Below are 25904 nucleotides of genomic sequence, written 5' to 3'. Positions count from 1 at the left end.
CAGCGGATTCACTGAATGATAATTGAGCACACAGTATAACGTTGAAAATCTGCACCTTTTTACATCAGGCAGGAATATAGTTCTGGTCTGCCATGACACCAATTTAGGATACTACCCGTCAAAAAAAAATGTTATTACAGAAAATGTGGATATAGGGTAAAGATCACAACCTCGCGGGTATGGTCGGTAATTTTAAAACGGTTATCAATTCTATAACCTGCTACCCATATAATTTCTCCCTGCGACTCCAGCACCGTAACGGAGTCTTTGTCTGTGCGTGAGAGCTTTAGGTCAATAAGAAAGTCACTTACCTTCTTGCGCTGACGCATGCCCAACGGGTAAAATGCATCGCCCGCTTTCCAGGTGCGCCACGTCACGGGAAAGTTAATATGAGCAACATCCAGGGTTGCCTGGTTAGGTATCGCTGACTTCTGAAAGGTGGTAGACCGACTGATCTCCATGCGCCATGAACCGAGTTGTGCTTCCGACTGACCCGCTCCTATAGTTATATCATGCAACGCCATACTATGCGGAGTGATGAGCAGCAGATCGCGATCAATAACAAGCTGATGCGAAGAAGAGAAAAAGCGTTTGCCCGATTGCCCGGGCAGCGATCGCACAACATCAGCACAGGTATCGTAATTGAACCCGAACATCTTGGTGAATTTCCAGAGAACGGATGCTTCGTGCGACAGGCCGGTAAAGTACTTTTTTTGTATTGTTACTTTGTCGTGAGTAATAGCGGTATATTTTCTTTTCCAGTCATCAAAACCTTCCTGTATCCAATGTACTTCGGCTGCTGATTTGGCAAAGCCACGCTGCACGGTGCTTTCCAGTGAAGGGTTAATTTCCTTTAACGCAGGGATGATCTGGTGTCGGATAAAATTACGTTGATAATCATCGCTCTGGTTGCTCACATCTTCGCGCCAGGTAATGTTATGTTGCTGTGCATACTGTTCAATCTGCCCGCGCGTAGCAAACTGCAACGGACGAATGACACCATCATGTTTTACAGGTATACCGGTAAAGCCTTCCAACGAGGCGCCATGCACCCAGTTGAGCAAAACGGTTTCAAGCGAGTCGTTAAGGTGATGTGCAGTAGCCAGTACGTTGAAACTGTATTTCTCCATCAGTTCTTCAAACCACGCATAGCGCAGTTCGCGTGCCGCCATTTGAATAGAGAGCTTCGTTACTTCTGCATACTGCGCTGTTTCAAAGCGGTTAACAAAACAGGGTATATTGAGTTGTTCGGTTGTAGCAGACACAAACGCTTCATCACCATCAGCATCTTTACCACGCAATTGAAAATTGCAATGCGCTACCGCGATGGTAAAGCCCGCCTGTTGAAACAAATGAAGCATAACCATGGAGTCAATGCCACCGCTGACGGCCAGCAGAATGCGATCCGCAGGTTTACACAGACTGTGCCGCTCAATATGGTTCAGAAATTGCTCTAACACGCTCAAATGTACGATTTACGATTTTAGAATTACGATTTGTAGCTTGCACCTGAATATGGATAGTTTTCGATTTTATAAAAATGATACACAGAACCCGAACAGCAAAACGCTATATGGTGTGAAGGGTATGCATCTGTTTGTTTCGCTTGTGTTTTTTTTGCTGTTAATGGCCGTATCGTTTCCGGGGGTTGCCCAAAAGAAAGTGAAGCTTAAACAAGCTGATCAGTTACGCGGAGGACGGGATGGTGACGAACGTTTCGATCGCCTGATCGGTAATGTGATCCTGACGCAAAATCAGACGACTATCTATTGTGACTCGGCATACTTTTTCAAGAAGCGAAATTTTGTGGAGGCTTTTGGCCGTGTAAAAATTCTGGAAGGTGACTCTGTTACGATTACCGGCCGCAAGCTGGAGTATGATGGTAACACGAAAAAAGCCAAGCTCCGCTCGAACGTGGTGTTCACCAAACTGGCAACGGCTACACTATATACCGACTTCCTCGACTTTGACCGTAATACAAATGTTGCCAACTATTTTAATAACGGAAGGCTGGTGGATAGCATCAACATACTTACCAGTAGCAAAGGGTATTACAATGTGAGCTCCAACCTGGCATCGTTCAAGCGAAATGTACATGTAAAGAATCCTGACTATACCATGACGGCTGATAGTCTGCAGTATAATTCGCGAAGCAAGATTATATACTTCGTAACACCCACTACGGTGGTTGATAAAGACAGCAGCACGTTTGTATATGAGAACGGTTTTTATGAAACCACTTCGAAGCAATCGGATCTTAAATTAGGAAGTGCTGAAACACCGGAGTATAAACTTGATGCCGAGAACTATAAACTTGACGACATCCGGAAGAAATATCTTTTCCGGAAGAACGTAGTGATGACTTATAAGAAAGAGAACCTGGTTATCTACGGGCAATCGGCCGACTATTTCAAGAGTAAGGGCATAGCAAAAGTCTACGATCATGCATACCTGGCGAAAGTTACCGAGAACAACGACACCCTTTTTATTTCGGCCGATACACTAGTATCTATTGATAGTCCCGATCCGGCCAAGAAAAGATTGCTGGCCTATCACAATGTGAAGATCTATAAAAGCGACATGCAGGGGCTGGCCGATTCGCTGGAGTATCGCTCGCTCGATTCAACTATATATTTCTACAAAGATCCTATACTCTGGTCGCAAGACAACCAGATGACCGCTGACTCTATCAGCATGCTTATCAAGAACAACACCATCGATCGCATCTATATGGTGGCTAATTCTTTTGTAGTGTCGCAGGATACGCTCATCAACTTTAACCAGGTGAAAGGGCGGAAGATGACGACCTTCTTCAAGAATAAAAAGATTGATCACGTGGTGGTGGATGGCAACGGTGAAAGTTTATACTTCGCAATGGACGAGAAGACGAACAAGGCGATGGGGATGAACAAGATTATTTGCAGCAGCATTACCATTCGCTTTAAGGAGGGTAAAGTGAACAACATGAGTTTTTATGTGAGGCCCGAGGCCAGCTTTATTCCGCCACACGAGCTTAAGATTGAAGACACCAAGCTGAAGGGATTTGAGTGGCGCGCCAAAGAAAAACCGAAGCGCGAAGATGTTGTTAAAACACCGGTAGTCAGTTCTACGAGCCCTTCATCCGAGCGTAAACGTTTGTAACAAAATTTAACAGAGCGGTGAACGAAAAAAAACTCGATCTATTATGACAATCCATATAAAAGTTTAAATTTTGTACAATATGCTGTTTCTATGAGAAGACTCTTGTTGTTGGCAATAATCATAACCCTGAGTAGGTTTTCCTACGGGCAGGGTTTTGAAATTGTCGGTTTGCAAGAGACTCACGCTGGGCTTATCGGTGAAACCATCAAGGCTCCTGTTCGATTCAAGAACACCACCGAAAAAACACTCACACTGATCATTCGCAGAGTAGATGCTCAAATAGGAAGTACACAGAAAAGCTACTTCTGTCACGATAACAATTGCCTCGATCAAAAAACAGAAGACTATATTTTAAAAGTTGAGCCCGGACAAACTCTATCTGGTTTTCAGATTGCGCTTGAAGCAGGTTTGGTTTCAGGAGAAAGTACCGTTCGCTATGTTGTGTTCAGTCGCTCTAACCCCACGCTGGCGCTTGACTTTGCCGTTAACTTTACGGTGACTGAAAAACCGGAGAAACAAAATCTATATTCATCCAGCTTCATAAACCTGCATGATGTTTACCCGAACCCAGTAACGGATTATGCTTTTGTGGAGTATAAAATCCTGAACGAACAGGTAAAAGCCAAAATCATTATGCATAACCTGCTGGGTAATGCCGTGGGCGATTATCCACTTCCGTACTCTGAAAACCGCGTTCGCATCCGCGTTGACGATTTAAGTGCCGGTATCTATTTCTATACCCTCTACCTCGATAATGAGGGGGTGATGACGCGCAAGCTCATCGTAAAAAAATAAAATCCTTAATTCTGCTCGTCCTGCCCTTAACTTTCTGCTGAAAAGAAACTTTTTAATGCCTGCTTTCATCCTATTTCGGTGAAATCAGCGTTTTTCAGTTCTAAACTCTTATATTATATTTGCGGGCTTATGCGGAATCATTCAGCGTCACTCTTTTTAATTTTAATCTTGCTGGCAGCAGCTTCGTGCAGCAAATTCAGGCGAATCGAAAAAAGCCAGGATTGGCGCGTGAAGTATGAAGGCGCTCTGAACTATTACAACAAGAAGGATTACTACAAGGCTTCTGTGTTGTTCGAGCAGATTCTGCCCATCGTTCGTGGTTTGCCCGAAGGTGAAAAAGTGCAGTTCTACCTGGCGTATTGCCAGTTTTACGATAAACTATATTTGCTGGCGTCTGAGCAGTTCAAAACATTTTACGAAACCTACGGTCGCAGTACACTCGCAGAAGAAGCGCGGTATATGTTTGCTTACTCGCAGTATGCATCATCCCCGAAAGCAAACCTCGACCAAACCAACAGCATCAACGCCATGGCAGCGATGCAGGAGTTTTTGAACCGGTATCCCAACAGCAAATTCAGAGAGCAGGCAGTGGAGGTTATCTTCACTACGCAGGCTAAATTGGAAAAGAAAGGATTTGATAATGCATATCAGTACTACCGCATGCGCAGCTACAAAGCAGCCGTGGTAGCGTTGAATAACTTCAAGAATAACTTTCCGGATTCAAAGTATGTTGAAGAAGCTTCGTACCTGGTAGTAGCAGCAGAATATAAACTGGCGCAGCAAAGTATATATTCCAAGCAGACCGATCGCTACAAGGCCGTGGTAGAACACTACAAAGAATTTATTGATCAATACCCTGAAAGTAAATTCCTGAAAGACGCTGAGAAGATGTATGCTGAGAGTCTTGAAAAATTAAACAAAACGAAAAACACAAATTCATAAACATATGGCAGCTCAATCATCAATTGTAACACGCGACATCGAAAAGATCGCAGCACCAAGCGGAAACCTGTACGAATCGGTGGTGGTTATCTCCAAGCGTGCACGCCAGATTGCCGTTAACCTGAAAGAAGAGCTTAACAATAAACTTGCTGAGTTTGCTACTACCGTAGATAACCTCGAAGAAGTTTTTGAAAACCGCGAGCAGATCGAGATCTCTAAATTTTATGAGCGTATGCCGAAACCTACCAATACAGCAATTGAAGAATTTCTGGATGGTGAGTTAAGCTTCCGCATGCGCAACGAAGATTTAGCGTAAGTTCGTTATAGGTTTATTCGTTAATCGTTATAGTTGTATTGACGATTAACGAATAACCAATCACGGATAACGGTTCATCCCATGCTGCGAGATAAAAAAATTTTACTGGGTGTAACAGGAAGCATTGCAGCCTACAAATCTGCCGTGCTTACCAGGCTGCTTGTAAAAACAGGTGCAGTAGTAAAGGTGGTGATGACCCCCGCTGCTGCAGATTTTATCACGCCTCTCACATTATCCACCCTCTCTAAAAATCCCGTACTAACCGAGTTTGTTAAGGATAACACCGGCCAATGGAACAATCACGTTGAACTTGGCTTGTGGGCAGATGCTATGGTAATTGCTCCGGCAAGCGCCAATACACTTGCGAAAATGGCAAACGGTTTATGCGATAATCTTTTATTAGCTACTTATCTCTCGGCACGTTGTCCTGTATTTTTCGCTCCGGCTATGGATCTGGATATGCTTCAGCATCCATCAACACAAAACAATATTCAAAAGCTGAAAAGCTATAGCAACATTCTTATTGATGCTGTCTTTGGTGAACTCGCCAGCGGACTTGTAGGCAACGGAAGAATGGCCGAACCTGAAGAGATTGTAACAGCGCTTGAAAATCATTTTACGTCTGAACAAAAACTCAGCGGTAAAAAAGTACTGGTAACAGCCGGTCCTACCTACGAAGCGATCGACCCGGTTCGCTTCATTGGCAATCACTCAACCGGTAAAATGGGATTCTCTATAGCAGAGGAGTTCGCCAGACAAGGTGCTGTAGTAAATTTAGTGACGGGACCTACACAACAACATATCAATCATCCTCGCGTCAACGTTATTCCGGTAACATCGGCAGAGCAAATGTATACATCCTGTGCATCGCTTTTTCCTTCTACAGATATAGCGGTACTGGCTGCAGCCGTGGCAGACTATCGCCCGGTGGAGGTGGCATCACAAAAGATAAAGAAGAAGGAAGCAAACCTCACCATTGAACTTACCAAGACGCACGATATAGCGGCATCGCTGGGTAAGCTGAAACACAACGGCCAGGTAATGGTTGGTTTTGCACTTGAAACGGAAAATGAGCAGGCTAACGCTCAAACCAAACTTGAAAAAAAGAATTTTGATCTGATCGTATTAAATTCACTCAACGATAAAGGTGCCGGCTTCGGTCATGACACGAATAAAATCACCATTCTGGATCGCGAGCAGCATGTGAAGTCGTTCGAGTTGAAAAATAAAAAGGAAGTAGCGAAAGATATTGTTAAGGCTATTATTGAAAAACTGCATGATTAAGCGAGTACTTCTGATCGGTTTTCTTTTTGCATCGCTTGCGTCACAGGCGCAAGAGTTGAACTGCACGGTTTCCATTAACGCAACGCAGATACAGACTACGGAACGTACTGTTTTTCGTGATATGAAAACAGCGATCGAACAGTTTATGAATTCACGCAAGTGGACGAACGATTCGTACAAGAATTATGAGAAGATCAACTGCAACATGCTGATCACCATAACGCGTATGCCCTCCGTTGGCAACTTTGCCGCCTCGGTGCAAATACAGTCTGCGCGCCCGGTATATAACACCAACTACTCAACACTGGTATTTAACTTTGCCGATCGCGATTGGGAGTTTGAATATGTAGAGTCGTTGCCGTTGGAGTATAACGACAATACCTATACTACCAATCTCACGTCAATGCTCGCGCTATATGCCTATATGATTATAGGTGTTGATTATGATACCTTCAGTGAACTGGGAGGTTCACCCTATTTCCAACGTGCATTGCAGGTGGTAAACAACGCGCAGCAATCCAACCGCCCGGGATGGCAGTCGATGCAGAATAACCGGAGCCGTTACTGGATCGTAGAGAATTTTAATAATCCGCAGATGACCGATCTGCGCAAGGCACTATATTCCTATCACCGCCTTGGTTTGGATACATTTGATAAAGATCCAGACAAAAGCCGCGAAGTAATTCTGAAAGGCCTCAAAGACATTAAGAAAGTACGCGATGTCAACCCGACAGCCGTTATTATAGTAAGTTTCTTCGATGCCAAAGGAAAAGAGCTTGCCAATATATTCTCATCCGGCAACATACAGGTAAGGCGCGAAGCGTATGACGTTATCAAGGCTATAGATCCATCCTCCAACCGCGCCAACTACGAGAAGATCATTCAGAATTAATCGTTAACCGTTAATGGTTTAATCGTTATGCGGAATAAAACCAGATACGATTCGTGATTAACGATTAACGTGTAACCCATAACGATTCACGGATAACCAATAAGGATTAACTTTACCTCCATGGGTACACGACAACTTCGTCTGAATGATGCAGCACTGATTCAGAAACGCATGCATGAGTTCGTTGGGAAAACTATTAACGTGGTGTTAACCGACCAGACGACCATGGTAGGCGTGCTGATGAAAGCAGATGATTCAAAAATCATTTTAAAGAATATGCGGATGAAGGATGTTTCGTGCACATTTGATAAAATTGCTGAAGTTTATTTTGACACGAACGCCTGATGTTAAAGCATCTTACCATAAAAAATTATGCATTGATCCGCCACCTCGAGCTGGAGCCATCGGCACACCTCAACGTGGTTACCGGCGAAACCGGGGCGGGTAAATCCATTATGCTCGGAGCCATTGGTTTGTTGATGGGAAACCGTGCTGAGACGAAAGTACTGTGGGACGAAAACGAGAAATGTGTTACCGAAGGAGTCTTCAATATCAAAGACTATAAACTCAAATCGTTTTTCAAATCCGAAGATCTTGATTATGATGACAACACCGTAATTCGCAGAGAGATTAGTCCGGGAGGGAAATCGCGCGCCTTTATTAATGATACACCCGTTACACTCGAAGTAATGAAGCGTGTAGGCAGTCTGTTGATGGATATACATTCACAACACGAAACATTGCTGTTGGGCAACCAATCGTTTCAATTGAAGTTGATTGATGCCTACGCAGAAAATCAATTACTGCTCGAGCAGTATGCCGAAGTATGGAGTGAATATCTCAAGGCAAAAAAAGAATATGAGACACTTACCTCCGAAGCAGAAACACTGCGGCAGGAAGCAGACTATATTCGTTTTCAACTGGATGAACTGACAAAAGCGAACTTCGAGGAAAATGAACAGTCAACGCTCGAGTCGGAAATAAAAATCATGGAGCATGCGGAAGAAATTAAAAATCGCTTCCAGACGGTGCTTGAATTATTGTCGCGCTCAGAGTATGCATCGCGCAGCAGTCTGAGTGAAGCGCGCAGTCATTTGCAAAGTGTCTCATCGTACGCTGATAAATATAGCGGTCTCTTTCAGCGTCTCGATAGTGTGTTGATTGAGCTTGATGATTTGCTGGGCGAGATAGAAAATGAGGAGGAACGGATCGAGTTTGATCCGGAACGTTCCGAGTTTGTAAAAGAACGTCTCAGCGTATTATATCGCCTGCTGAAAAAACATCGTGCAGCAGATTTGAAAGAGTTACTGGTAATCCAGGAAAACCTGCGCGAAAAGGATAGTATAACTTCGAATGTAGACGAAGCATTGAGCAAAGCAAAAAATGCTTTTGATACTGCCGACAAAAAAGTAAGAACATTAGCGGCCAAGATCAGCGATACTCGCAAGAAGACCTTGAAGCCCCTGAGCAATCAACTGGTAAAGTTATTGCAGGAGGTAGGTATACTCAATGCTACCTTGCAGATTGATGTACAGCCGACAGAGCCGACATCAACCGGTATCGATAAAATAGATATACTCTTCAGTGCCAACAAAGGTATAGCACCGCGACCGCTGGCACAGGTAGCATCGGGTGGTGAATTTTCGCGACTCATGTTTTGCATCAAATATGTAATGGCCGAAAAGACCGCGATGCCTACATTAATCCTCGATGAAATTGACAGCGGTATATCCGGAGAGGTAGCCATTAAACTTGGAAACCTCATGAAGTCCATGTCGAAGACACACCAGTTAATTACCATCAGTCACTTGCCACAGGTAGCAGCCAAAGGCGATGCACATTACTTCGTATATAAGGATAACTCCGCAGCGAAGACAATGAGTAACATCCGCGAGTTAAAGAAAGAAGAGCGCATACAGGAAATTGCCAAAATGATAGGAGGCGAAAACCCATCCAAAATAGCGCTTCAAAACGCGCAGGAGCTACTAACTGTATAAATTCTATTTTCCGCAGAGGACACAGATTTACGTACACTATTTTACTGAAAGGAATGTTATACCGAGCATTCCTTTTTTTGTTGTTGTAAACTCTCTGTGAGATATGATTTTATCAGTTGTTTGTGAAAGAAACAACGCCGTGGGTATATGCCAGTGCATTTTTATCTGCGTATATCTGTGTCCTCTGCGGGAAATACTTCCTGCGCCAGTTCTGTCGTCAAATTCGTTACCCCGGCAGTATCAATTGTCACTTTTTTTTGCTATCTATGATTACCCAAACCCTGTGCGAAGAGCTGCCGCCATATTGCTCCTGCTCGTCTTTACATTTAATGTAATAGGCTATTATGGTATATATTGGTATGCCCGAAACCACTACGAGTCCATTATGCTCCAGAAACTGGATGCTGATAATTATACTTCATACGAATCCATTACCCTTAAAATCCCGCTTTCACTTCCGTACCAGCTAAATTCAGGTAATGCCGATTTCGAGCGCATCAACGGATCGTTTCAATACAAGGGAGAATTCTACAAGCTTGTGAAACAGAAGATGAAGGCGGATACCCTCTACGTTGTGTGTATTAAAGATCACCAGGAAAAACATCTTCAGACAACCATGTCTGACTTCATGAAGATTTCGAATGATACACCTTCAGCCGGAAACATAAAAGTACTGGGTGGTTTTGTTAAAGACTTCGAAGAAATTGCGTTCGTTGAAATTACCACCGACCGCAATCCTATTTCTTATAAAGTATACATCTCGTATACCGATAGCCTGCTGAATTTGTCACGGGCTGTTCTTTCTCCACCACCGAAATTTTTCCAAGGCTAATCTTCATCAATCATCAATACGATATATAGTATACATCTGTATGCTATAGCCTGTATTTTTTATAATCACCAGCAGCGATGGTGATTTTTCGGTACCTCCTTTTTTAATCAATGTAGTAAGACGTTCTGTGCTTGTTGCGTGGTAACATCTGCTGCTATATATAACCCAAAATACAAATGCCATACATTCCAGTAGAGGAGCATTTGCCGGGCATTACCGGCTTGCTCGAGTATCGTAAAGATTCCGCTGAACCTATTCGTAACCTTACACAGGTTTTACTCCGCGGACCATCAACCCTGACCGAAGGCGAACGGGAGCTTATTGCCACCATCGTTTCGCATAACAACAATTGTCGTTTCTGTACATCGGCACATACAGCAGCAGCCGACCTGTTGTACGAAGACGCTTCTGTTGCTGAACAGGTAAAGCGAGATATAGAATCAGCACCTGTTAGTGAAAAGATGAAAGCATTGCTGACAATTGCCAAGCAAGTACAGCAAAGCGGCAAGAACGTTACGGCCCAGGCGGTAGACAGAGCAAAAGGTGCAGGGGCAACTGACATCGAAATTCACGATACCGTTCTGATTGCGGCTCTCTTCTGTCTCTATAATCGCTATGTAGACGGTCTTGCAACGGTAACCCCACACGCTCCCGAGTTTTATGAAGGGCTTGCCGAGCGCATCGTGAACCATGGCTATACCCGCCTGCCACAAGGGTACGATCATCTGAAAAAGAAATAGTTAAAATCCTAAAATCCTGAAATCCTCGACCTGACTCCCTATGAAAAAAATAATACTCTATATAAATATACTCCTGTTGTGGAGTGCTGCTGTGTATGCGCAGACTTCAAAGATCACGGGTACTGTTACTGATCCGGAAACCAATGAACCTGTACCCGGAGCTACCATCGTTATCAAAGGTAAACTTACCGGAACCATGAGTGATGCTCAAGGAAATTTTGAATTGACCACCGGTGTCAAACCTCCCTTTACATTATCGATCTCTAGTATAGGATATGAAAACCAGGAGGTACAGGTTTCATCTGAAGAGAAGATTGCGATAAAACTTCTTCCGAAGAGTGAACTGATGAATGAAGTAGTGTTTTCCGCTTCGCGCGTGGAGGAAAATATACTGCAGTCGCCTGTGAGTATAGAGAAGCTTGATTTGAAAGCTGTGCGTGAGACGCCTTCCATCAGTTTTTACGATGGTCTTCAGAATCTGAAAGGTGTTGAAATGGTAACGAGCGGACTTACCTATAAGCAAATCAACACGCGCGGCTTCAATAGCACGGGTAATGCACGCTTTCTTCAATTGGTAGATGGTGTAGATAACCAGACCCCCGGATTGAACTTTGCCGTTGGTAATCTTTTTGGTTCGTCTGACCTCGATCTGGAGAGTGTAGAACTGATACCAGGATCTGCATCAGCACTCTATGGGCCGGTAGCGTTTAACGGTGTGTTGATGATGCGCACCAAAGATCCATTTCTGTATCAGGGTATAAGTGCACAGGTAAAGACCGGTGTCAATCACATCAAAGAAGAGTACGCAGACCCGCATGCACTCTATGATTTTTCGTTACGCTATGCCAAAGCATTCAACAATCGTTTTGCGTTCAAGATCAATGCTTCTTATTTCAGTGGACTCGACTGGTATGCTACCAATTATACCGATGTAGATCCGCAGACCTCACCGGAACAACGAGGTGCCAACAACCCTTCGCGAAATGCCTTGAATATATATGGTGATGAAGTGGTACGAACCATCAATGGTATAGGACGTGTATCGCGTACAGGTTATGAAGAAAAAGAACTGATGGACTATGATGTGAACAGCCTTAAGCTGAATGCATCGCTTCATTACCGTATTCACGATAACATGGAAGTGTTATACCAGTACAATATCGGCCGTGGTAAAGCATCGTATACCGGCAGCAACCGCTTTTCGCTGAATAACTTCGTGCTGCAGCAACATCGCTTGGAGTTACGGGGTAAACAATATTTTCTGCGCGCCTATAGTGTGATTGAAAACTCACACGACTCGTACAACGCAAGAGCTTTAGGGCAACAGATAAACCGCACGTGGGTGCGCGATCTCAACGGAAATATAGTATCGCCAGACCAGGCCGATGCTATGTGGTTCACGCGCTATACCGCAGCGTTTAACGGTAATGTTAACGGTGTTACAGCCGGAAACCACGGTGCTGCCAGAACCTTTGCCGATGAAGGAAGATATATACCCGGCTCCGCTGCTTTTGAAACTGAAAAAGAACGACTGGTAAATATCGATGGACTCAACGGTGCCGGTGTTTTCAGTAATAGCAAATTCTACCATGCCGAAGGTCAGTATGATTTTAGTAGTCTCATAAAAATATTCGAAGTACAGGTAGGTGGTAACTTCAGACGGTACGATATGTTTACCAATGGAACCTTGTTCGATGATAAAGACCAGGAGATTACCATTAATGAAGGCGGAGCCTTTGTACAAGTCAGTAAGAAGTTGCTAAATGATAATCTGAAACTGACGGTCTCAAATCGCTACGATAAGAACCAGAACTTTAAAGGAAGAATGACACCGCGTGCATCCGTAGTTGCTACCGTTGCCAAGAGCCATAACTTCAGAACATCATTCCAGACAGGGTTCAGAAATCCTACTCCGGTAGATCAGTATATAAAACTCAATGCAGGCCCGATAACCATTTTAGGAGGCGTGCCGGATAACAGCACCGGTATGAATGTATATGAGAACTCCTTTACGTCTGCATCGGTAAGTGCTTTCGGTGCTGCGTTTGGTGCAGCCGTTGCCAGCGGAACGCCACCGCAGGAAGCTGTTATGCAGCATAAGGATAAACTCGTTAAATCAAATGTGGCGTATATAAAGCCGGAGCGCATCAAGACATTCGAGATTGGCTATAAAAGTTTGATAGGCGAAAAAGTATTGATCGATGCAAACTACTACTATAGCAGCTATACTGATTTTATATTGAATACAGTGGTTATCCGTCCGCAATCAGATGTTATGGGAGGGGATGGTACTGTAAATCCTGCTGCTGCACAGGATATACTGAATAGCAACGCACATGCATTCCAGTTATATACCAATGCTTCCGATAAAGTATCTGCACAAGGTGCTACACTCGGTATTACTTATATGCTGCCAAAAGGGTATACGGTAGCTGCAAACGGTACGTGGGCATCGTTCGATATTAAGGATGCGAACCCCAACAATGTACCGGCCTTCAATACGCCTAAGTACAGAACAACCGTAACGGTAGGTAACAGCGAAGTATTTAAAAATATAGGATTCAACCTCGCATGGCGCTGGCAGCATTCATTTGACTGGTATGGATCATTTAATGAAATGCGTCCAGGTCGTATCAAAGCATACTCACTGGTAGATGCACAGGTAAGTTATAAAGTGCCATCACTGAAAAGTATTGTGAAAGTTGGTGCTAACAATCTGTTCAACTATCATATATACCAGGCTTATGGTTCGCCTACGATTGGTGGAATTTATTATGTAAGTGTAACCTTCGATGAACTGTTTCATCCATGAGCAATAATCTTGAATTTACAACCATTACACCCGCGGTGCCGCAGCGCATTGCTGTGTACTGCTGGTTAACATTTGCGGTGTGCCTACTGAGTAATATACTCGGGGGTACCGTATCAACGTTGATGTCTGTTTACCTGCCAACGGTGGTTAAGTCGTTCGCGCTTACCAACGATGACCAGCAACTCAATGATATAAGTGCCTATATTAACGCCCTATATATAGTAGGCTGGGCGTTTGGTGGTATAACCTGGGGTATCATCAGTGATAAAATCGGTCGGTCGCGATCGCTCGTGTTATCCGTAGGCTGCTTCGGGCTTTTTACCTTACTGATTTCATTCGCGCCTTCGTGGGAGTTTGTAGTAGCCTGCAGACTTCTATCGGGTTTTGGTGTAGGTGGTGTACTCGTTATCTCAACAACGCTACTCTCTGAAATATGGCCACAACGTTCGCGCGCTATCGTGATCGGAATTGTCTCAATTGGTTTTCCTATAGGTGTTTTTTCTGCCGGCCTGGTAAATTATATAGTTTCCGACTGGCGATCAGGGTTCCGAATGGGCATACTGCCACTGGTACTTGCGGTAGTGGCGTTTATAATCGTAAAAGAATCGGAGTTATGGAGGAATGCACGTAATGAATCATCTGTTAAAAGTATAGTTTCACTGCAGCGCGATCATCGCAGCAACTTGTGGAAAGGCTCGGTTATTTTTGGTTCCATGCTCATCGGACTTTGGGCTATATTTTCATGGCTGCCTACCTGGGTGCAAAGTTTACTCACCAACAGTGATGGACAAACTGAACGCGGACTCACCATGATGTTGCTCGGAGCCGGTGGACTTACCGGTGGCTTTTTCTCTGGGTGGATATCCAACGCACTGGGTGTACGCAAAGCGATGATTCTGTGTTTTGGCGGATGTATGATTATGTCGGTATTGCTGTTCAAGTTTAATACTACTTTTTCATCTATAGTATATATTGAAACTGCCGGGCTAGCCTTGTTCTTTGGTATCAGCCAGGGATTGCTGTCTAATTATATACCGCAGCTCTTCCCTACGGCCGTGCGTGCGACAGCAACCGGTTTTTGTTTTAATATCGGGAGACTCGTAACAGCAGCCGCTGTATTCTTTGTCGGTACGCTTGTTACCACACTTCATGGATATGGTAATGCGATCTTTACCTTCTCCATTGTCTTTTTGATAGGCTTCCTTACACTGGTCTTTACCAGCGACCGATCACTTCAACATGAATCACAATTACAATCTTAAAAAAGTAAAATTACAATGGCATATATAACAGTACCAGAAGGTGTCCCCGGCATTCGCAGCCTGGTCATGTTTCGTCCGGAGACAGGGAAATATTTGTATGAGTTGGCGCAGGTTCTGTTGAGAGGGGATTCACCGCTCTCGCAGGCCGATCGCGAATTAATAGCTACACATGTATCATCGCGTAACAATTGTATGTTCTGTATGAGCAGTCATGCTGCTGCAGCACGCGAACTATATGGCGAAGGGCGATATGTTGTGGACTGCGTGATTCAGGAAGTTGACACAGCTCCTGTTAGTGAAAAACTAAAAGCATTACTCAACATTGCCGGCAAAGTACAGCAAAGCGGTAAAGCCGTAACCGAAGCAGATATAGCAGCAGCGCGTGAACAAGGCGCTACCGATCGTGATATACATGATACGGTGCTGATTGCTGCAACGTTCTCGATGTTCAATCGCTATGTAGATGGATTGAATAGTTATACACCTGTCGATCCGGCTGCATACGCAGAGATGGGCAAGCGCATGACAACCCTGGGATATGTATTACCTCAACCTGCGAAAGTATAATGGCCTATATAGAATTACCCGATGAACTTCCCGGCATCCGTGGCCCGATGGCATTTCGTCCGGAGACAGCCAAACCGTTGAATGATCTTGCTGAAGTGCTGCTGCGAAGTGATAATACACTGTCGCGCGGTGATCGCGAGTTGATTGCAACGTATGTGTCCTATCTCAACGATTGTTTCTTTTGTCAGAATGCGCATGGTGGCCTGGCTCAACACTATATGCAGTGCGATATGAACTATATAGATGGAATTAAGAAAGATTATTTAGCGTCTGATCTGTCTGACAAATTGAAAGCTTTACTGGCAATAGCGGCCAGCGTTCAGAAAGGAGGGAAGCATGTTACCAGCGAGCAGGTTGAGAAGGCGAGACAACTCGGAGCAACCGATCGGGAGATTCACGATACGGTATTAATTGCAGCATCATTCTGCATGTTCAATCGTTACGTTGACGGTCTCAATACCTGGGCGCCCCGCGATCGTAACTTCTATATAGAACGCGCTCCGCGCAGAGCTGTGGAGGGTTATGCTAACTACGATCCGCATAGCTGAAAAAATGTTTTCCCGCAGAAGACGCAGATCTACGAAGACTAAATACAGAAAAATAAAATGCCGGATATATATACCGGCATTTTTTCTGTCCCGATAACTATCGGGAGGCAATAATCTACAGCATTTGGTTTTTGTCAGTGAAATCCTTGAAGGCTTTTCTATAGGTATCGCTTACCGGAATGTTAACGGTACCAATCTGAACCTCGCCTTTGTGAATTACATCGATCGCATCTACGGCTACAATATAGGAGTGATGAATGCGAATGAATTTATCCGGTGGTAATTGCTCCTCCAGCGATTTGAGACGTTGCAGCGTAACAATTTTTTGAGTGCGGGTATGGATCGTTACATAATCTTTCAATCCCTCTACATATAGTATATCATCCCAGCGAAGCTTTACCAGCTTGGTTCCATCTTTTACAAATACAAAAGGTTGGACATTCGCATCCGGTAAACTTTTAGGTGCTGCAGGTGACAGTGTCGGGGCCGTTAACCGTTGATTTACTTTTTCAACAGCGCGAAGAAAACGCTCGAACGTAATCGGCTTCAGCAGGTAGTCGATCACATCGAGCTCATATCCTTCCAGCGCATACTCCGAGTAAGCTGTAGTTAATATTACCAGCGGCTTTTTCTGTAACGCTTTTAGTAAAGATATACCGGTGATCTCCGGCATTTGTATATCGAGGAAGAGTAAATCTACCGGGGTGTTTCGCAGAATCTCGATGGCTGCCAGGGGATTCGAAGTAGCGTCCAGTAAATTCAGGTATGGCACTTTCTTTACATAGTCTGTCAGGAGACTGCGTGCCAGGGGTTCGTCATCAACAATTAAACACGAGATGCTCACGATAAAACAAGTTTCAGTTCCACTGAGTAGCGCTCCGGAGTTTCCTGTATAGTCAGTGTGTGGCGCTCCGGATAACTTAAAGCTAATCTACGCTGAACATTTTGCAATCCAATACCCGACTTCCCCGCAGCATCGGTTTTAACGGTGTTGTGCTTACTGTTCTCAACTTTATAGGTGCAGGTATTGCCTTGTATAACAATATTCGCCTTTACCCATGCTTCGGTATTGTTACCACTCACCCCATGCTTAAAGGCATTCTCGAGAAAGGTGATAAAGATGAGCGGTGTAATGCGTATATCCTGTACGTTGCCTTGTATGGTAAATTCAATTGGTATCTGGTTGCTGAGGCGTAAGCGTTCCAGGCTGATATAGTTCTGCATATACTCAATCTCTTTACTAAGCAACACTTTCGGGTGGTTGGTATCGTATATCATATACCGCATCATCTGCGAAAGCTTTGCTATCACTTCGGTAGTGTTGGGCGATTGTGAATACGCCAGGTAGTATAGATTGTTGAGTGTATTAAAAAGAAAGTGTGGATTGATTTGCGCTTTCAGAAAATTGAGCTCTGCCTGTAGTCTTTCGTTTTCTACTTCTTTTTTCTTCGCTTCAAATTCAAACCACTCTTTGGCAAACCGCAGCATGGCAACAAAAATTACAATGAACAAACTGGTAGCCGCTGCCTGCACTATAAATGTAGTAGTATAAAAGAAGTGCACCTGGTGCGTATAACCATCAATCACATAACGTTGCAGGTGAACACGAAAGAACATCAGAATGGCAAAGGGAATGGAGAACTCCAGCAGGTATTGTCCAATCTTTTTCTTTTCCAGGAATCGCGGCAAAAAAATGAAGTAGTTCATATAGGCCACGATCATGTTGAAAACCCCGTTCATCGTGGCATGCAGCACCACTTCGGTTATGTCGATTTCGCGCTTACGGTAAGATGTGATCTGGTACACGAAAAAGGACAGGTAAACACACCAGAAGGAAATGTGGAGTAGTAATACCCGGTTACGTTGAATGAAGGTCTGCATGATAAACGGCAATACCGGTAAATTTAATTTTTAGTGCGCAGGGGAAGCGCTATTCTCACTGATTTTCTACCGTTAGCGGAATTTTATCGACCGATCCGCGGGGTTGTCCGTACCTTTCGGCACGGTCGAAAATGTGGCCGGAATGTCGAACCTAAATGCCTGATTGTATAAAAAGCATCATCTGTCGTCAACAATGAATTTTCTTTGCCGTTGACTTTACCCATAAGCAGGCGTTAAACCCTTTTTTTCAGGAAAACTTATTACTCTTCTTAAATATACTATGAGAAAACTATTATCTCTTTTGGTTTTTGTTACGGGCAGTGTTGCGGGCTTTGCGCAAGGACAAAGCGGAGGGAGTGCCGGTGCCAATTCGCCCGCAGCGAAGGATGCCGGCAGCAGCAAGATCACCGGGGTGGTGTTGGATGCAGAAACTCAAAAGCCGGTAGAATTTGCAACCGTAGCGCTTACACCTGTTGATTCTGAAAAACCGCTTGATGGTACCGTGTGTGACGACAAAGGTAAATTTACCATCACCAAAGTAGCAGCCGGTACATACAACCTGGTGATTTCGTTCATCGGGTATGAGACACAGACTATAAAAAGTATTTCCGTTCCGGATAAAAAGGACGAAGTAAATGTTGGTATCGTGAAGCTCAGCACCGGTGCCAAAGTGCTGAACGAAGTTGTTGTGGAAGGACAGAAGGCATTGATTGAAGAACGTGTGGATCGCACGGTATATAATGCCGAGAACGATCAGACGGCACGCGGTGGTGATGCTACCGATGTATTGAAAAGAGTACCGATGCTTTCGGTTGACCTGGATGGTAACGTATCCATGCGCGGAAGTCAGAACGTACGCGTGCTCATCAATAATAAACCGTCAACCATTATGGCATCCAGTATAGCGGATGCATTAAAGCAGATTCCGGCCGACCAGATTAAATCAGTGGAAGTGATCACATCGCCTTCCGCTAAATATGATGCAGAAGGATCAGCCGGTATCATCAACATCGTTACCAAAAAGAATACACTCGAAGGACTTACGCTGAACATCGATGCTGGTGTCGGCTTGCGCGGATCGAACCTTGGTTTGAACGGTAACTACAGAAGAGGCAAGATGGGCTTCTCGCTTGGCGGATGGGGTCGTGCAAACTATAATGTAACGGGTAAATTCTCCAGTGATCAGTATACCAAGTCATCTCTGAACGATACAGAGCCTACCTATAACATGCAACGTGCTGATACACGTAACAGCGGTCTATTCGGTAATTATAATTTTGGTTGGGATTACGACATCAACGATAAAAACTATATGGCGGCTTCGGTTCGTTTCGGAGCACGCAATGGTAAAAATCGCCAGAATGATTTGTACACCATGATCGATACACTCATCAACGATCCGGATAACGCTGTGGAAAGCAGTCTCCGAAATACGTTATCGGAAGATCTTTCCAACAACGTAGATGTAAACCTGAGCTTCACGCACCTTTATGAAAAGCCACAGCGTGAATTGAGTTTCCTCGGAAGCTATAGCCGCAACAACCGTGAGAATAATTTTGAAAACCTGATCCGCCAGGTAAATGGTGTGGACGCATTCAGCGGTATACGAAACGACAACGACAGCTATAACCAGGAAATGACATTCCAGGTTGATTACCAGACCCCGATCGGAACAAACCAGATGCTCGAGTTCGGTGCAAAAGATATTATGCGTAAAGTGTTCAGTGAGTATACATACTTTACCGATGAAGATGGCGATGGTAATTATGTGCCTTCCACCAGTTCATCATTGTCCAATAACCTGAACTATAATCAGAATGTTGTAGGCGGTTACTTATCGTATACCTATACTACCAAAACAAACTATAGCATTAAAGCCGGTACACGCTATGAGTATACCACCATTGATGCCTATACACAGACAGAGGATAATATAGAGATACCTTCCTACGGTGCGTTGGTGCCAAGTGTAAATATATCGAAGAAGCTTGCGAACGGTAAGACGATCAAGGCAGCCTATAACCGCAGAATTCAGCGTCCGTCCATACGATACCTGAACCCGAACATCCAGGCACAAAACCCGTACGATGTTTCCATTGGTAATCCATCACTCGATCCGGAATATACCAACAACTACGAAGTAGGGTATAGCACCTTTATTAAAGGTACATCGTTGAACTTCGCTGCCTTCTGGCGCAATACCAATAATGCGATACAGGATGTGCGTACGGTAGAAGAAACTTCAAGTGGCTTACAGCGTGTTGTTACTACCTATGACAACATAGGACAGGAAGACGCAGTAGGTGTGAATATATTTGCCAACGTAAGCCTGGGTAAACTTTCCCTGAACGGTGGTACCGATCTATACTACTCGATGCTTGATAACAACATTCCGGTTGATCCGAATAATCCGGATGATCCGAATCGTCAGTATCGCGCAAGCAATGAAGGATGGGTTGCTTCCTACAGAATGTTTGGAAGTTATAACCTGAACAAAGGCTGGGGCTTTCAATTCTTCGGATTTTATCGTGGTCGTCAAGTGCAGCTACAGGGTACACAAGGAGGATTCGGTATATATAGTCTTGGTTTGAAGAAAGACCTGAACAATAAAAAAGGAAGCATTGGCTTTGGTGCTGAGAACTTCTTTACAACAGCATTCAAGATCAAAGGTGAACTGAACTCGCCACTGGTGCAACGTAACACGTTAACGGAACTTCACAACATGAGCTTCCGTGTTAACTTCAGCTACCGTATTGGTAAGATGAGCATGGACGCTAAACCGAAACGTAGAAAATCAATCAGCAACGATGACCTGAAAGAAGGTGATGGTGGCGGAGGCGGTGGTGCTGACGCTGGTGGTGGACAAGCTGCCGGTGGCGGTGGTGGTAACTTCCGTCAGGGTGGTGCAGGACAAGGCGCAGTAAGCAAACCTGTAAATACACCTCCGGCTGATCCTGCTGCCGTAGTAAATGCAACCGGTAAATGGGACTATACAATCGAGTCGCCACAAGGCGGAGCTGGTTCACTTAACATTACAAAAGAAGGTGATGTATATGGAGGTACCATTAAGAATAACCGCTTCAACAGCGAGAATAAACTTTCGGATGTTAAACTGAATGGTAATGAATTAACCTTCAGCTACGAAGTAAATATGGGCGGCAACCAGATGCTGATCAGCGTAAAAGCAATCATCACAGGCGATGCCCTCACCGGTAATATGACCGTAGGTCAGTTCGGTACGTTCCCGATCAACGCCAAACGCGCAGCGCAGTAGTTGCATCGATCGCTATATATAGTATAATAAAAAAGAGAGGCACTGCCTCTCTTTTTTATTACCAGGGGGGAGTGTTGTTATCCGTTAATGGTGAATCATTATCCGTACCAAAATCCCCTTTGTGTCCGCTGAGTCTCCTTTGCGATCTCTGTGCAATTGGATTTTATAAAACGCTATAGTGTATAAAATCGTAGTAGTTCACCGTAATCTATATATCAGTTACGATTGACGGTTAACGCGTCACCGCTTCTGCGAGCGACCGCATCTTCCGCACACGCTCCGGATCCACCGTGCGCAGCTTGAACTCAGCACCTTCATCCGAGCCCATACCCGCTATCTTTTCATTCCGGTATACCATCGCACTGTTATCGAAAGCTGTTGCTGAGAAATGTATTTCTTTCGCGCCTGTCTTCGATACAATTTCTTCTACAGTATTCTCATTTACACCAGAGCCCGGCATAATAGCAATTCTTCCATTAGCACGCTTGATCAGTTCAGCAATCAGGTCAACACCTTTTACGGCATGTGTCTGGTGGCCTGAGGTAAGGATGCGATCGAAGCCCACTTCAATACAATCTTCGAGTGCTTCGAACGGATCGCGCGTCATATCAAATGCACGATGGCAGGTAACTTTCAACGGACGTGCTTTTTCGATCAGTTCCTTGCAACGCTTCTTATCCAGTGTCCCATCCGGGTTAAGTATACCGAGTACAACACCATCCACACTTAACTTCTGACACATCGATATATCACGCTTCATCGCATGAAACTCATAGCTGTCGTAATGAAAGTCACCACCCCGCGGGCGGATCATCACAAATACATCCATGGTCACGTGTTGACGCACGGTTTCAATAACACCATACGAAGGCGTTGTTCCTCCTTCACCGGGGTTATCACAAAGTTCAATACGATCTGCTCCACCTTCCTGCGCCTTGCGTGCAGACGTGATGTTGTAAACGACAATCTCGATAGTCATAGAGTAAATGTTATAACGTCAAATATCTGATAATTCAAGCGAAACAATATAATCTGTACGCACTTTCAAAGAATTATTAAAAGTGTGTCTGTGTGCTTCCGTATATACCGTTTGTTTTATAGCGCTTGCAGAAAATATAGTAATAAATTTAATGTGCTGACATAAGGCTGTCACGTATGTGTAGTTACTTAGAGTCATCAAACCCCAAACACCTCAACAATGATACAAACAGCAGAAAAATCAACTACCGCCCTGGAAGGTCTCATGAAGAACTTTGCGAAATACAACGCATGGGCTAACAGAACCCTGGTGAACTGGCTCAAGACAAAGCCTGCTGACGTAATGGACCAGGAAGTTGCTTCCAGCTTTCCAAGTATACAGCAAACCCTCGTGCATATATGGGACACCGAGCGCTTCTGGTCATCGGTTCTGCAACAGCAACCGGCACCGGTATCATTCCGGATGGAAGGTTTTCATGGAACGCTGGAAGAAGTATTGGAGGGAATCGTGCAGCAATCGGAGATACTTGCCAATTATATATATACTTTGTCTGATGAAGCGATCCAGGAAGAAGTTGAATTTAACAGTCCGTGGGTATCAGGAAAAGCCGCGCGTGCAGAATACCTGATACAGGTATTAAACCACAGTACCTATCACCGCGGGCAGGTTGTTACTATTGGCAGACATGTAGGGCTGACGGATGCACCGATGACCGACTATAATTTTTACCTGCTCTATGGAAAACAATAATGGTTCGCCTCACTAAAAAATATAACCCTATCGATACCGGCATGACACTCTCATCCATTGCACATCAACGTCTTCAGCAACAACATATAGCGCAGGCAGATTTTGAAAAGCCCGAAGATGTTGTGTCGTGGATGGGAGCTATGCAGGCGCAGGATTACCTGGGCGCATTGTGGGCAGTTGGTTTACGAATGCAGGATGTCAGCCAAGTTGATATTGAAGATGCACTGGCCAACCGGACGATCATCCGCACGTGGCCGATGCGCGGCACACTACATTTTGTAGCGCCTTCCGATGTACGCTGGATGCTAAAGACATTTACTCCGCGCGTGATCGCTAAATCTGCAGGTATATATCGCCAGGTTGAACTCGATAAGAAGATATTTACCAAGAGTGCAAAATTACTCGTGGCTGCATTGGAAGGTGGTAATCAACTTACACGCAAAGAAACATACGAAGTATTGGAGCGTGGTAAAGTGACTTCTATTGAGAAACGTGGCCTTCATATACTAGGACATCTGGCACAGGAAGGATTGATCTGCTTCGGACCACGCAACGGAAAGCAACCGACTTTTACATTGCTGGATGAATGGATACCTCCTGTAAAAGCAAAAGCAGCAGATGAAGCCATGGCTGCATTTACCTTGCGTTACTTTACAAGTCATGGCCCGGCAACCATCCAGGACTATGCCTGGTGGACAGGCCTCACAGCAACGGAAGCAAAAGCAGCACACGAGCTGATAAAGTCTTCGCTCGTATCAGAAACCATACAAGGTATAACGTATTGGATGTCGAACAGTGCTTCAGTAAAGGCTAAATCTCCAGGAGTATATTTACTCCCCGGCTTTGATGAATACCTGATGGGCTATACCAACCGCACACCGGCTATTGACACAACCCGCTTTAAAAAAATAGCAGGCACAGGCAATGGTATATTAAGCTCCACCATCGTAATAAATAGCCAGGTAGCAGGCACCTGGAAACGCACCATCCAAAAAGACAAAGTAACAATTGAGACAACTCCCTTCGAGTCATTCAACAAAACGCAGAAGACTGCGATAGCGGGAGTAGCGAAACGCTATGGCAAATTCCTTGGAACTGAGGTGTTAATTTGTTAATGTGTTGATGTATTGATGTATTGATGTTAAATGCACTCCAACATAAACACCTGAACACATAAACACCTAAACACGTCTTTCGGGAATGATTTTTTCTCCTCTATTCGTACAAAATGATTTACGAATATGAAGTTAAAAATCAACACTTTGATAATGAGCCTGGTCATGGTTTTCGTTGCAACGGGCTCATTTGCGCAACAGGCCTCCCAGACGGGGCAGAAAGTCATCGATCTGATGGTTGGCACTTGGCAGATCAGTAAAGTTTTTGATGGGAAGAAGGAGTTGAAGAGTGATGCCGATTCAACCATACAAACCATGGAGTTTACACGCGAGGCAAAGTATATATCGCGTACCAATCAGCAGAAAGTTGATTCGGGATTATTCCGGGTAAATGAAAATCACAAAATCCTTTACCTGGAAAGTGCCGGTGATGCTGATGCGCCTCCGGTAGAATGGGCCATAACCATTAAGGATAACATCCTTACGCTGGCCGGCAGGGGAACACCGCATGCTGCTCGCTTTAAATATCAGTATATCCGCAAGGGTGGAACGAAGAGCAGAAAATAACAAACAACTAAATATAGTATATATAATTTTGAAATGAATGCCTGCATGAACATTGAATCATGCAGGCATTTGTGTTTTTATTGAATGGTTTCTTTTACAGAACCACAGTGTAACATCGCATCGCCGAAATACGGATTCATGATCTTCTTTTCGTTGGAGAGCCAGTAAGCGCCTGTGTTGTTGTTCGCCATAGGACAGTATTCCAGGTATAGCGATCCGGAAGATACATTACCCGTTACCAGTGTTTTCATTTCGTTGCTTAACGATGAAAATGCTTTGCGTTGTGCAGCCAGGTCAGCCGATGTTGCAATAGCAGCTGCTTGTTCAGACGCCTTCTTTCCGTTCTGTATATCGGCCAGTGATTTTTGCAGGGCCGTTGCAGCCTGCTTGGCATCGCTTGCTTTCGAAGCCACTAACGCATCTTTCAGTGTTATATACTGTGTGTAGGCTGTATTGAGTTTCGCATCTTTAAACGATGGAGCAGGTGTTTGGGCGTGCATACCGGTACTGGCCAGTAGCACCATGCAGAATACGATTATATTTTTCATAGCTATATATAGTTTGGTGTTATTGCAGTTTTTCTTTTACAACACCACACGTTAGCATTTGATCGCCAAAGTATGGATTACGGATTTTTTCCTGATCGCTTAACCAGTAAGCACCTTCATCGTTAAACGCCATCGGACAGAACTCATAGTAAGCCGTTGTGCCGTCCAGTCCAAAAGCCTTTATGCTCTTGTACAGGTTGTCCGAAAGTTTGCTGAATGCCTTGCGCTGTACCTCGATATCTTTATTGGTCTGAATCTCTTTCAATGATGATTCAAGTCCTTCGAGGTAATGCATCCAGTCATTATGGGCAGCACCGGAAAGTAATTTCATATCTGCTTTGGAGAGCTGATTTTGAACAGAGGTTGCTTCGGTTCTTACTTTGTCATCATCCGATGAGACAAACGCTTCCTTCAATGAAATATAAGAGTTGAAAACAGCAGCGAGTTGTTGCTGAAATGTTTTGTCAACTTCAAACTGTGGTTTACCGGCTTCAGGAGTCGTTGTCGAATCTGCCGTTGTTGCTGTTTCTGTAGCTGCATGATCATGATCGTGGTCATGCTCATGTTCTTTTTTACCGGAACAATTCGTAAGCACCAACAGCGATGCTGCGAATAACAATGTGTAAAAGGTTGACGTGGTTTTCATACGTATATGTAATTAT

General features: G+C 44.4%; 25 protein-coding genes. 18 read left to right on the top strand and 7 right to left on the bottom strand.

Annotated features, from left to right (window positions below):
• Positions 1-134: 134 nt before the first annotated feature.
• Entirely contained in the window at positions 135-1460 is a 1326-nt protein-coding gene (tilS, locus tag ACFQ21_RS09450) for a tRNA lysidine(34) synthetase TilS (RefSeq protein WP_377578144.1), read from the bottom strand.
• Between the two features lie 55 nt (positions 1461-1515).
• Between tilS and ACFQ21_RS09445 the strand changes: the two genes are divergently transcribed.
• The 9 genes from ACFQ21_RS09445 (at position 1516) to ACFQ21_RS09405 (ending at position 10199) form a co-directional block, all read left to right on the top strand.
• On the top strand, positions 1516-3141 hold the full coding sequence (locus tag ACFQ21_RS09445) for an OstA-like protein (RefSeq protein WP_377578141.1): 1626 nt from the start codon (positions 1516-1518) through the stop codon (positions 3139-3141).
• 90 nt (positions 3142-3231) lie between these two features.
• Complete coding sequence (locus tag ACFQ21_RS09440) at positions 3232-3936, top strand: T9SS type A sorting domain-containing protein (protein ID WP_377578138.1); 705 nt, start codon at positions 3232-3234, stop codon at positions 3934-3936.
• A gap of 129 nt (positions 3937-4065) precedes the next feature.
• A complete protein-coding gene (locus ACFQ21_RS09435) occupies positions 4066-4878 on the top strand; it encodes an outer membrane protein assembly factor BamD (RefSeq protein ID WP_377578135.1) in 813 nt (270 codons plus the stop codon).
• A gap of 4 nt (positions 4879-4882) precedes the next feature.
• Positions 4883-5194 (top strand): DNA-directed RNA polymerase subunit omega, encoded by a 312-nt coding sequence (locus tag ACFQ21_RS09430; protein WP_377578132.1) that lies wholly within the window; start codon positions 4883-4885, stop codon positions 5192-5194.
• Positions 5195-5275: 81 nt separating this feature from the next.
• Positions 5276-6478: a bifunctional phosphopantothenoylcysteine decarboxylase/phosphopantothenate--cysteine ligase CoaBC gene (coaBC, locus tag ACFQ21_RS09425; RefSeq protein WP_377578129.1), complete on the top strand. Its 1203-nt coding sequence runs from the start codon at positions 5276-5278 to the stop codon at positions 6476-6478.
• Positions 6471-7370 (top strand): type IX secretion system protein PorD, encoded by a 900-nt coding sequence (gene porD / locus ACFQ21_RS09420; protein WP_377578126.1) that lies wholly within the window; start codon positions 6471-6473, stop codon positions 7368-7370. The genes coaBC and porD overlap by 8 nt, the downstream gene beginning before the upstream one ends.
• 120 nt (positions 7371-7490) lie before the next feature.
• Entirely contained in the window at positions 7491-7715 is a 225-nt protein-coding gene (locus ACFQ21_RS09415) for a hypothetical protein (RefSeq protein ID WP_377578123.1), read from the top strand.
• Entirely contained in the window at positions 7715-9367 is a 1653-nt protein-coding gene (gene recN, locus ACFQ21_RS09410; RefSeq protein WP_377578120.1) for a DNA repair protein RecN, read from the top strand. The genes ACFQ21_RS09415 and recN overlap by 1 nt, the downstream gene beginning before the upstream one ends.
• A gap of 283 nt (positions 9368-9650) precedes the next feature.
• Positions 9651-10199 carry a hypothetical protein gene (locus ACFQ21_RS09405; RefSeq protein ID WP_377578117.1) on the top strand — a complete coding sequence of 183 codons (549 nt, stop codon included), beginning with the start codon at positions 9651-9653 and terminating at the stop codon, positions 10197-10199.
• Positions 10200-10205: 6 nt separating this feature from the next.
• On the opposite strand, the gene ACFQ21_RS09400 is transcribed toward ACFQ21_RS09405, so the two are convergent.
• Positions 10206-10382, bottom strand: coding sequence for a hypothetical protein (locus tag ACFQ21_RS09400; RefSeq protein ID WP_377578114.1), 177 nt, complete (start codon positions 10380-10382; stop codon positions 10206-10208).
• Between ACFQ21_RS09400 and ACFQ21_RS09395 the strand changes: the two genes are divergently transcribed.
• From ACFQ21_RS09395 to ACFQ21_RS09375, 5 genes are read left to right on the top strand one after another with little or no spacing between them, the layout of a single operon-like run.
• Entirely contained in the window at positions 10376-10939 is a 564-nt protein-coding gene (locus ACFQ21_RS09395) for a carboxymuconolactone decarboxylase family protein (RefSeq protein WP_377578111.1), read from the top strand. The two genes, ACFQ21_RS09400 and ACFQ21_RS09395, sit on opposite strands and share 7 nt — an antisense overlap.
• Before the next feature lie 40 nt (positions 10940-10979).
• Positions 10980-13751, top strand: a complete 2772-nt coding sequence (locus ACFQ21_RS09390; RefSeq protein ID WP_377578108.1) for a TonB-dependent receptor — start codon at positions 10980-10982, stop codon at positions 13749-13751.
• Complete coding sequence (locus tag ACFQ21_RS09385; RefSeq protein WP_377578106.1) at positions 13748-15013, top strand: MFS transporter; 1266 nt, start codon at positions 13748-13750, stop codon at positions 15011-15013. The genes ACFQ21_RS09390 and ACFQ21_RS09385 overlap by 4 nt, the downstream gene beginning before the upstream one ends.
• A gap of 15 nt (positions 15014-15028) precedes the next feature.
• Positions 15029-15580: a carboxymuconolactone decarboxylase family protein gene (locus tag ACFQ21_RS09380; protein ID WP_377578103.1), complete on the top strand. Its 552-nt coding sequence runs from the start codon at positions 15029-15031 to the stop codon at positions 15578-15580.
• Positions 15580-16128, top strand: a complete 549-nt coding sequence (locus ACFQ21_RS09375) for a carboxymuconolactone decarboxylase family protein (RefSeq protein WP_377578100.1) — start codon at positions 15580-15582, stop codon at positions 16126-16128. The genes ACFQ21_RS09380 and ACFQ21_RS09375 overlap by 1 nt, the downstream gene beginning before the upstream one ends.
• Before the next feature lie 115 nt (positions 16129-16243).
• On the opposite strand, the gene ACFQ21_RS09370 is transcribed toward ACFQ21_RS09375, so the two are convergent.
• Together ACFQ21_RS09370 and ACFQ21_RS09365 are read right to left on the bottom strand one after the other, a co-directional pair.
• Positions 16244-16972, bottom strand: a complete 729-nt coding sequence (locus ACFQ21_RS09370; RefSeq protein WP_377578097.1) for a LytR/AlgR family response regulator transcription factor — start codon at positions 16970-16972, stop codon at positions 16244-16246.
• Complete coding sequence (locus tag ACFQ21_RS09365) at positions 16969-17934, bottom strand: sensor histidine kinase (protein WP_377578094.1); 966 nt, start codon at positions 17932-17934, stop codon at positions 16969-16971. The genes ACFQ21_RS09370 and ACFQ21_RS09365 overlap by 4 nt, the downstream gene beginning before the upstream one ends.
• A 355-nt stretch (positions 17935-18289) precedes the next feature.
• Here ACFQ21_RS09365 and ACFQ21_RS09360 point away from each other — a divergent pair, with 355 nt between their 5' ends.
• The gene (locus ACFQ21_RS09360) at positions 18290-21283 is read left to right on the top strand and encodes a TonB-dependent receptor domain-containing protein (RefSeq protein ID WP_377578091.1); all 2994 of its coding nucleotides are present in this window, start codon (positions 18290-18292) and stop codon (positions 21281-21283) included.
• Between the two features lie 232 nt (positions 21284-21515).
• On the opposite strand, the gene ACFQ21_RS09355 is transcribed toward ACFQ21_RS09360, so the two are convergent.
• Entirely contained in the window at positions 21516-22262 is a 747-nt protein-coding gene (locus ACFQ21_RS09355) for a copper homeostasis protein CutC (RefSeq protein WP_377578088.1), read from the bottom strand.
• A gap of 219 nt (positions 22263-22481) precedes the next feature.
• Between ACFQ21_RS09355 and ACFQ21_RS09350 the strand changes: the two genes are divergently transcribed.
• The 3 genes from ACFQ21_RS09350 (at position 22482) to ACFQ21_RS09340 (ending at position 24694) form a co-directional block, all read left to right on the top strand.
• The gene (locus tag ACFQ21_RS09350; protein ID WP_377578085.1) at positions 22482-23012 is read left to right on the top strand and encodes a DinB family protein; all 531 of its coding nucleotides are present in this window, start codon (positions 22482-22484) and stop codon (positions 23010-23012) included.
• Positions 23012-24127 carry a winged helix DNA-binding domain-containing protein gene (locus tag ACFQ21_RS09345; protein WP_377578082.1) on the top strand — a complete coding sequence of 372 codons (1116 nt, stop codon included), beginning with the start codon at positions 23012-23014 and terminating at the stop codon, positions 24125-24127. The genes ACFQ21_RS09350 and ACFQ21_RS09345 overlap by 1 nt, the downstream gene beginning before the upstream one ends.
• A 153-nt stretch (positions 24128-24280) precedes the next feature.
• Positions 24281-24694 carry a hypothetical protein gene (locus ACFQ21_RS09340; protein ID WP_377578079.1) on the top strand — a complete coding sequence of 138 codons (414 nt, stop codon included), beginning with the start codon at positions 24281-24283 and terminating at the stop codon, positions 24692-24694.
• 77 nt (positions 24695-24771) lie between these two features.
• Here ACFQ21_RS09340 and ACFQ21_RS09335 read toward each other — a convergent pair whose 3' ends face one another.
• Both ACFQ21_RS09335 and ACFQ21_RS09330 read right to left on the bottom strand, forming a co-directional pair.
• Positions 24772-25242, bottom strand: coding sequence for a DUF3347 domain-containing protein (locus ACFQ21_RS09335; RefSeq protein ID WP_377578076.1), 471 nt, complete (start codon positions 25240-25242; stop codon positions 24772-24774).
• A gap of 19 nt (positions 25243-25261) precedes the next feature.
• Positions 25262-25888, bottom strand: a complete 627-nt coding sequence (locus tag ACFQ21_RS09330) for a DUF3347 domain-containing protein (RefSeq protein WP_377578073.1) — start codon at positions 25886-25888, stop codon at positions 25262-25264.
• Between the last annotated feature and the right edge of the window lie 16 nt (positions 25889-25904).

It is taken from the genome of Ohtaekwangia kribbensis (assembly GCF_042676245.1).
In the GTDB taxonomy this organism is placed as follows: domain Bacteria; phylum Bacteroidota; class Bacteroidia; order Cytophagales; family Cyclobacteriaceae; genus Ohtaekwangia; species Ohtaekwangia kribbensis.
Note: the sequence above shows the minus strand (reverse complement) of the source record. Positions and strands in the feature narration are given on the sequence as shown.

Coding starts and splice junctions, on each gene's coding strand:
- ACFQ21_RS09350 (WP_377578085.1), top strand. CDS start 22,482: ATGATACAAACAGCAGAAAAATCAACTACCGCCCTGGAAGGTCTCATG.
- ACFQ21_RS09375 (WP_377578100.1), top strand. CDS start 15,580: ATGGCCTATATAGAATTACCCGATGAACTTCCCGGCATCCGTGGCCCG.
- ACFQ21_RS09400 (WP_377578114.1), bottom strand. CDS start 10,382: ATGGCATTTGTATTTTGGGTTATATATAGCAGCAGATGTTACCACGCA.
- ACFQ21_RS09440 (WP_377578138.1), top strand. CDS start 3,232: ATGAGAAGACTCTTGTTGTTGGCAATAATCATAACCCTGAGTAGGTTT.
- ACFQ21_RS09415 (WP_377578123.1), top strand. CDS start 7,491: ATGGGTACACGACAACTTCGTCTGAATGATGCAGCACTGATTCAGAAA.
- ACFQ21_RS09335 (WP_377578076.1), bottom strand. CDS start 25,242: ATGAAAAATATAATCGTATTCTGCATGGTGCTACTGGCCAGTACCGGT.
- coaBC (WP_377578129.1), top strand. CDS start 5,276: ATGCTGCGAGATAAAAAAATTTTACTGGGTGTAACAGGAAGCATTGCA.
- ACFQ21_RS09390 (WP_377578108.1), top strand. CDS start 10,980: ATGAAAAAAATAATACTCTATATAAATATACTCCTGTTGTGGAGTGCT.
- ACFQ21_RS09445 (WP_377578141.1), top strand. CDS start 1,516: ATGGATAGTTTTCGATTTTATAAAAATGATACACAGAACCCGAACAGC.
- recN (WP_377578120.1), top strand. CDS start 7,715: ATGTTAAAGCATCTTACCATAAAAAATTATGCATTGATCCGCCACCTC.
- ACFQ21_RS09395 (WP_377578111.1), top strand. CDS start 10,376: ATGCCATACATTCCAGTAGAGGAGCATTTGCCGGGCATTACCGGCTTG.
- ACFQ21_RS09345 (WP_377578082.1), top strand. CDS start 23,012: ATGGTTCGCCTCACTAAAAAATATAACCCTATCGATACCGGCATGACA.
- ACFQ21_RS09380 (WP_377578103.1), top strand. CDS start 15,029: ATGGCATATATAACAGTACCAGAAGGTGTCCCCGGCATTCGCAGCCTG.
- ACFQ21_RS09435 (WP_377578135.1), top strand. CDS start 4,066: ATGCGGAATCATTCAGCGTCACTCTTTTTAATTTTAATCTTGCTGGCA.
- ACFQ21_RS09430 (WP_377578132.1), top strand. CDS start 4,883: ATGGCAGCTCAATCATCAATTGTAACACGCGACATCGAAAAGATCGCA.
- ACFQ21_RS09355 (WP_377578088.1), bottom strand. CDS start 22,262: ATGACTATCGAGATTGTCGTTTACAACATCACGTCTGCACGCAAGGCG.
- ACFQ21_RS09360 (WP_377578091.1), top strand. CDS start 18,290: ATGAGAAAACTATTATCTCTTTTGGTTTTTGTTACGGGCAGTGTTGCG.
- ACFQ21_RS09340 (WP_377578079.1), top strand. CDS start 24,281: ATGAGCCTGGTCATGGTTTTCGTTGCAACGGGCTCATTTGCGCAACAG.
- porD (WP_377578126.1), top strand. CDS start 6,471: ATGATTAAGCGAGTACTTCTGATCGGTTTTCTTTTTGCATCGCTTGCG.
- ACFQ21_RS09330 (WP_377578073.1), bottom strand. CDS start 25,888: ATGAAAACCACGTCAACCTTTTACACATTGTTATTCGCAGCATCGCTG.
- ACFQ21_RS09385 (WP_377578106.1), top strand. CDS start 13,748: ATGAGCAATAATCTTGAATTTACAACCATTACACCCGCGGTGCCGCAG.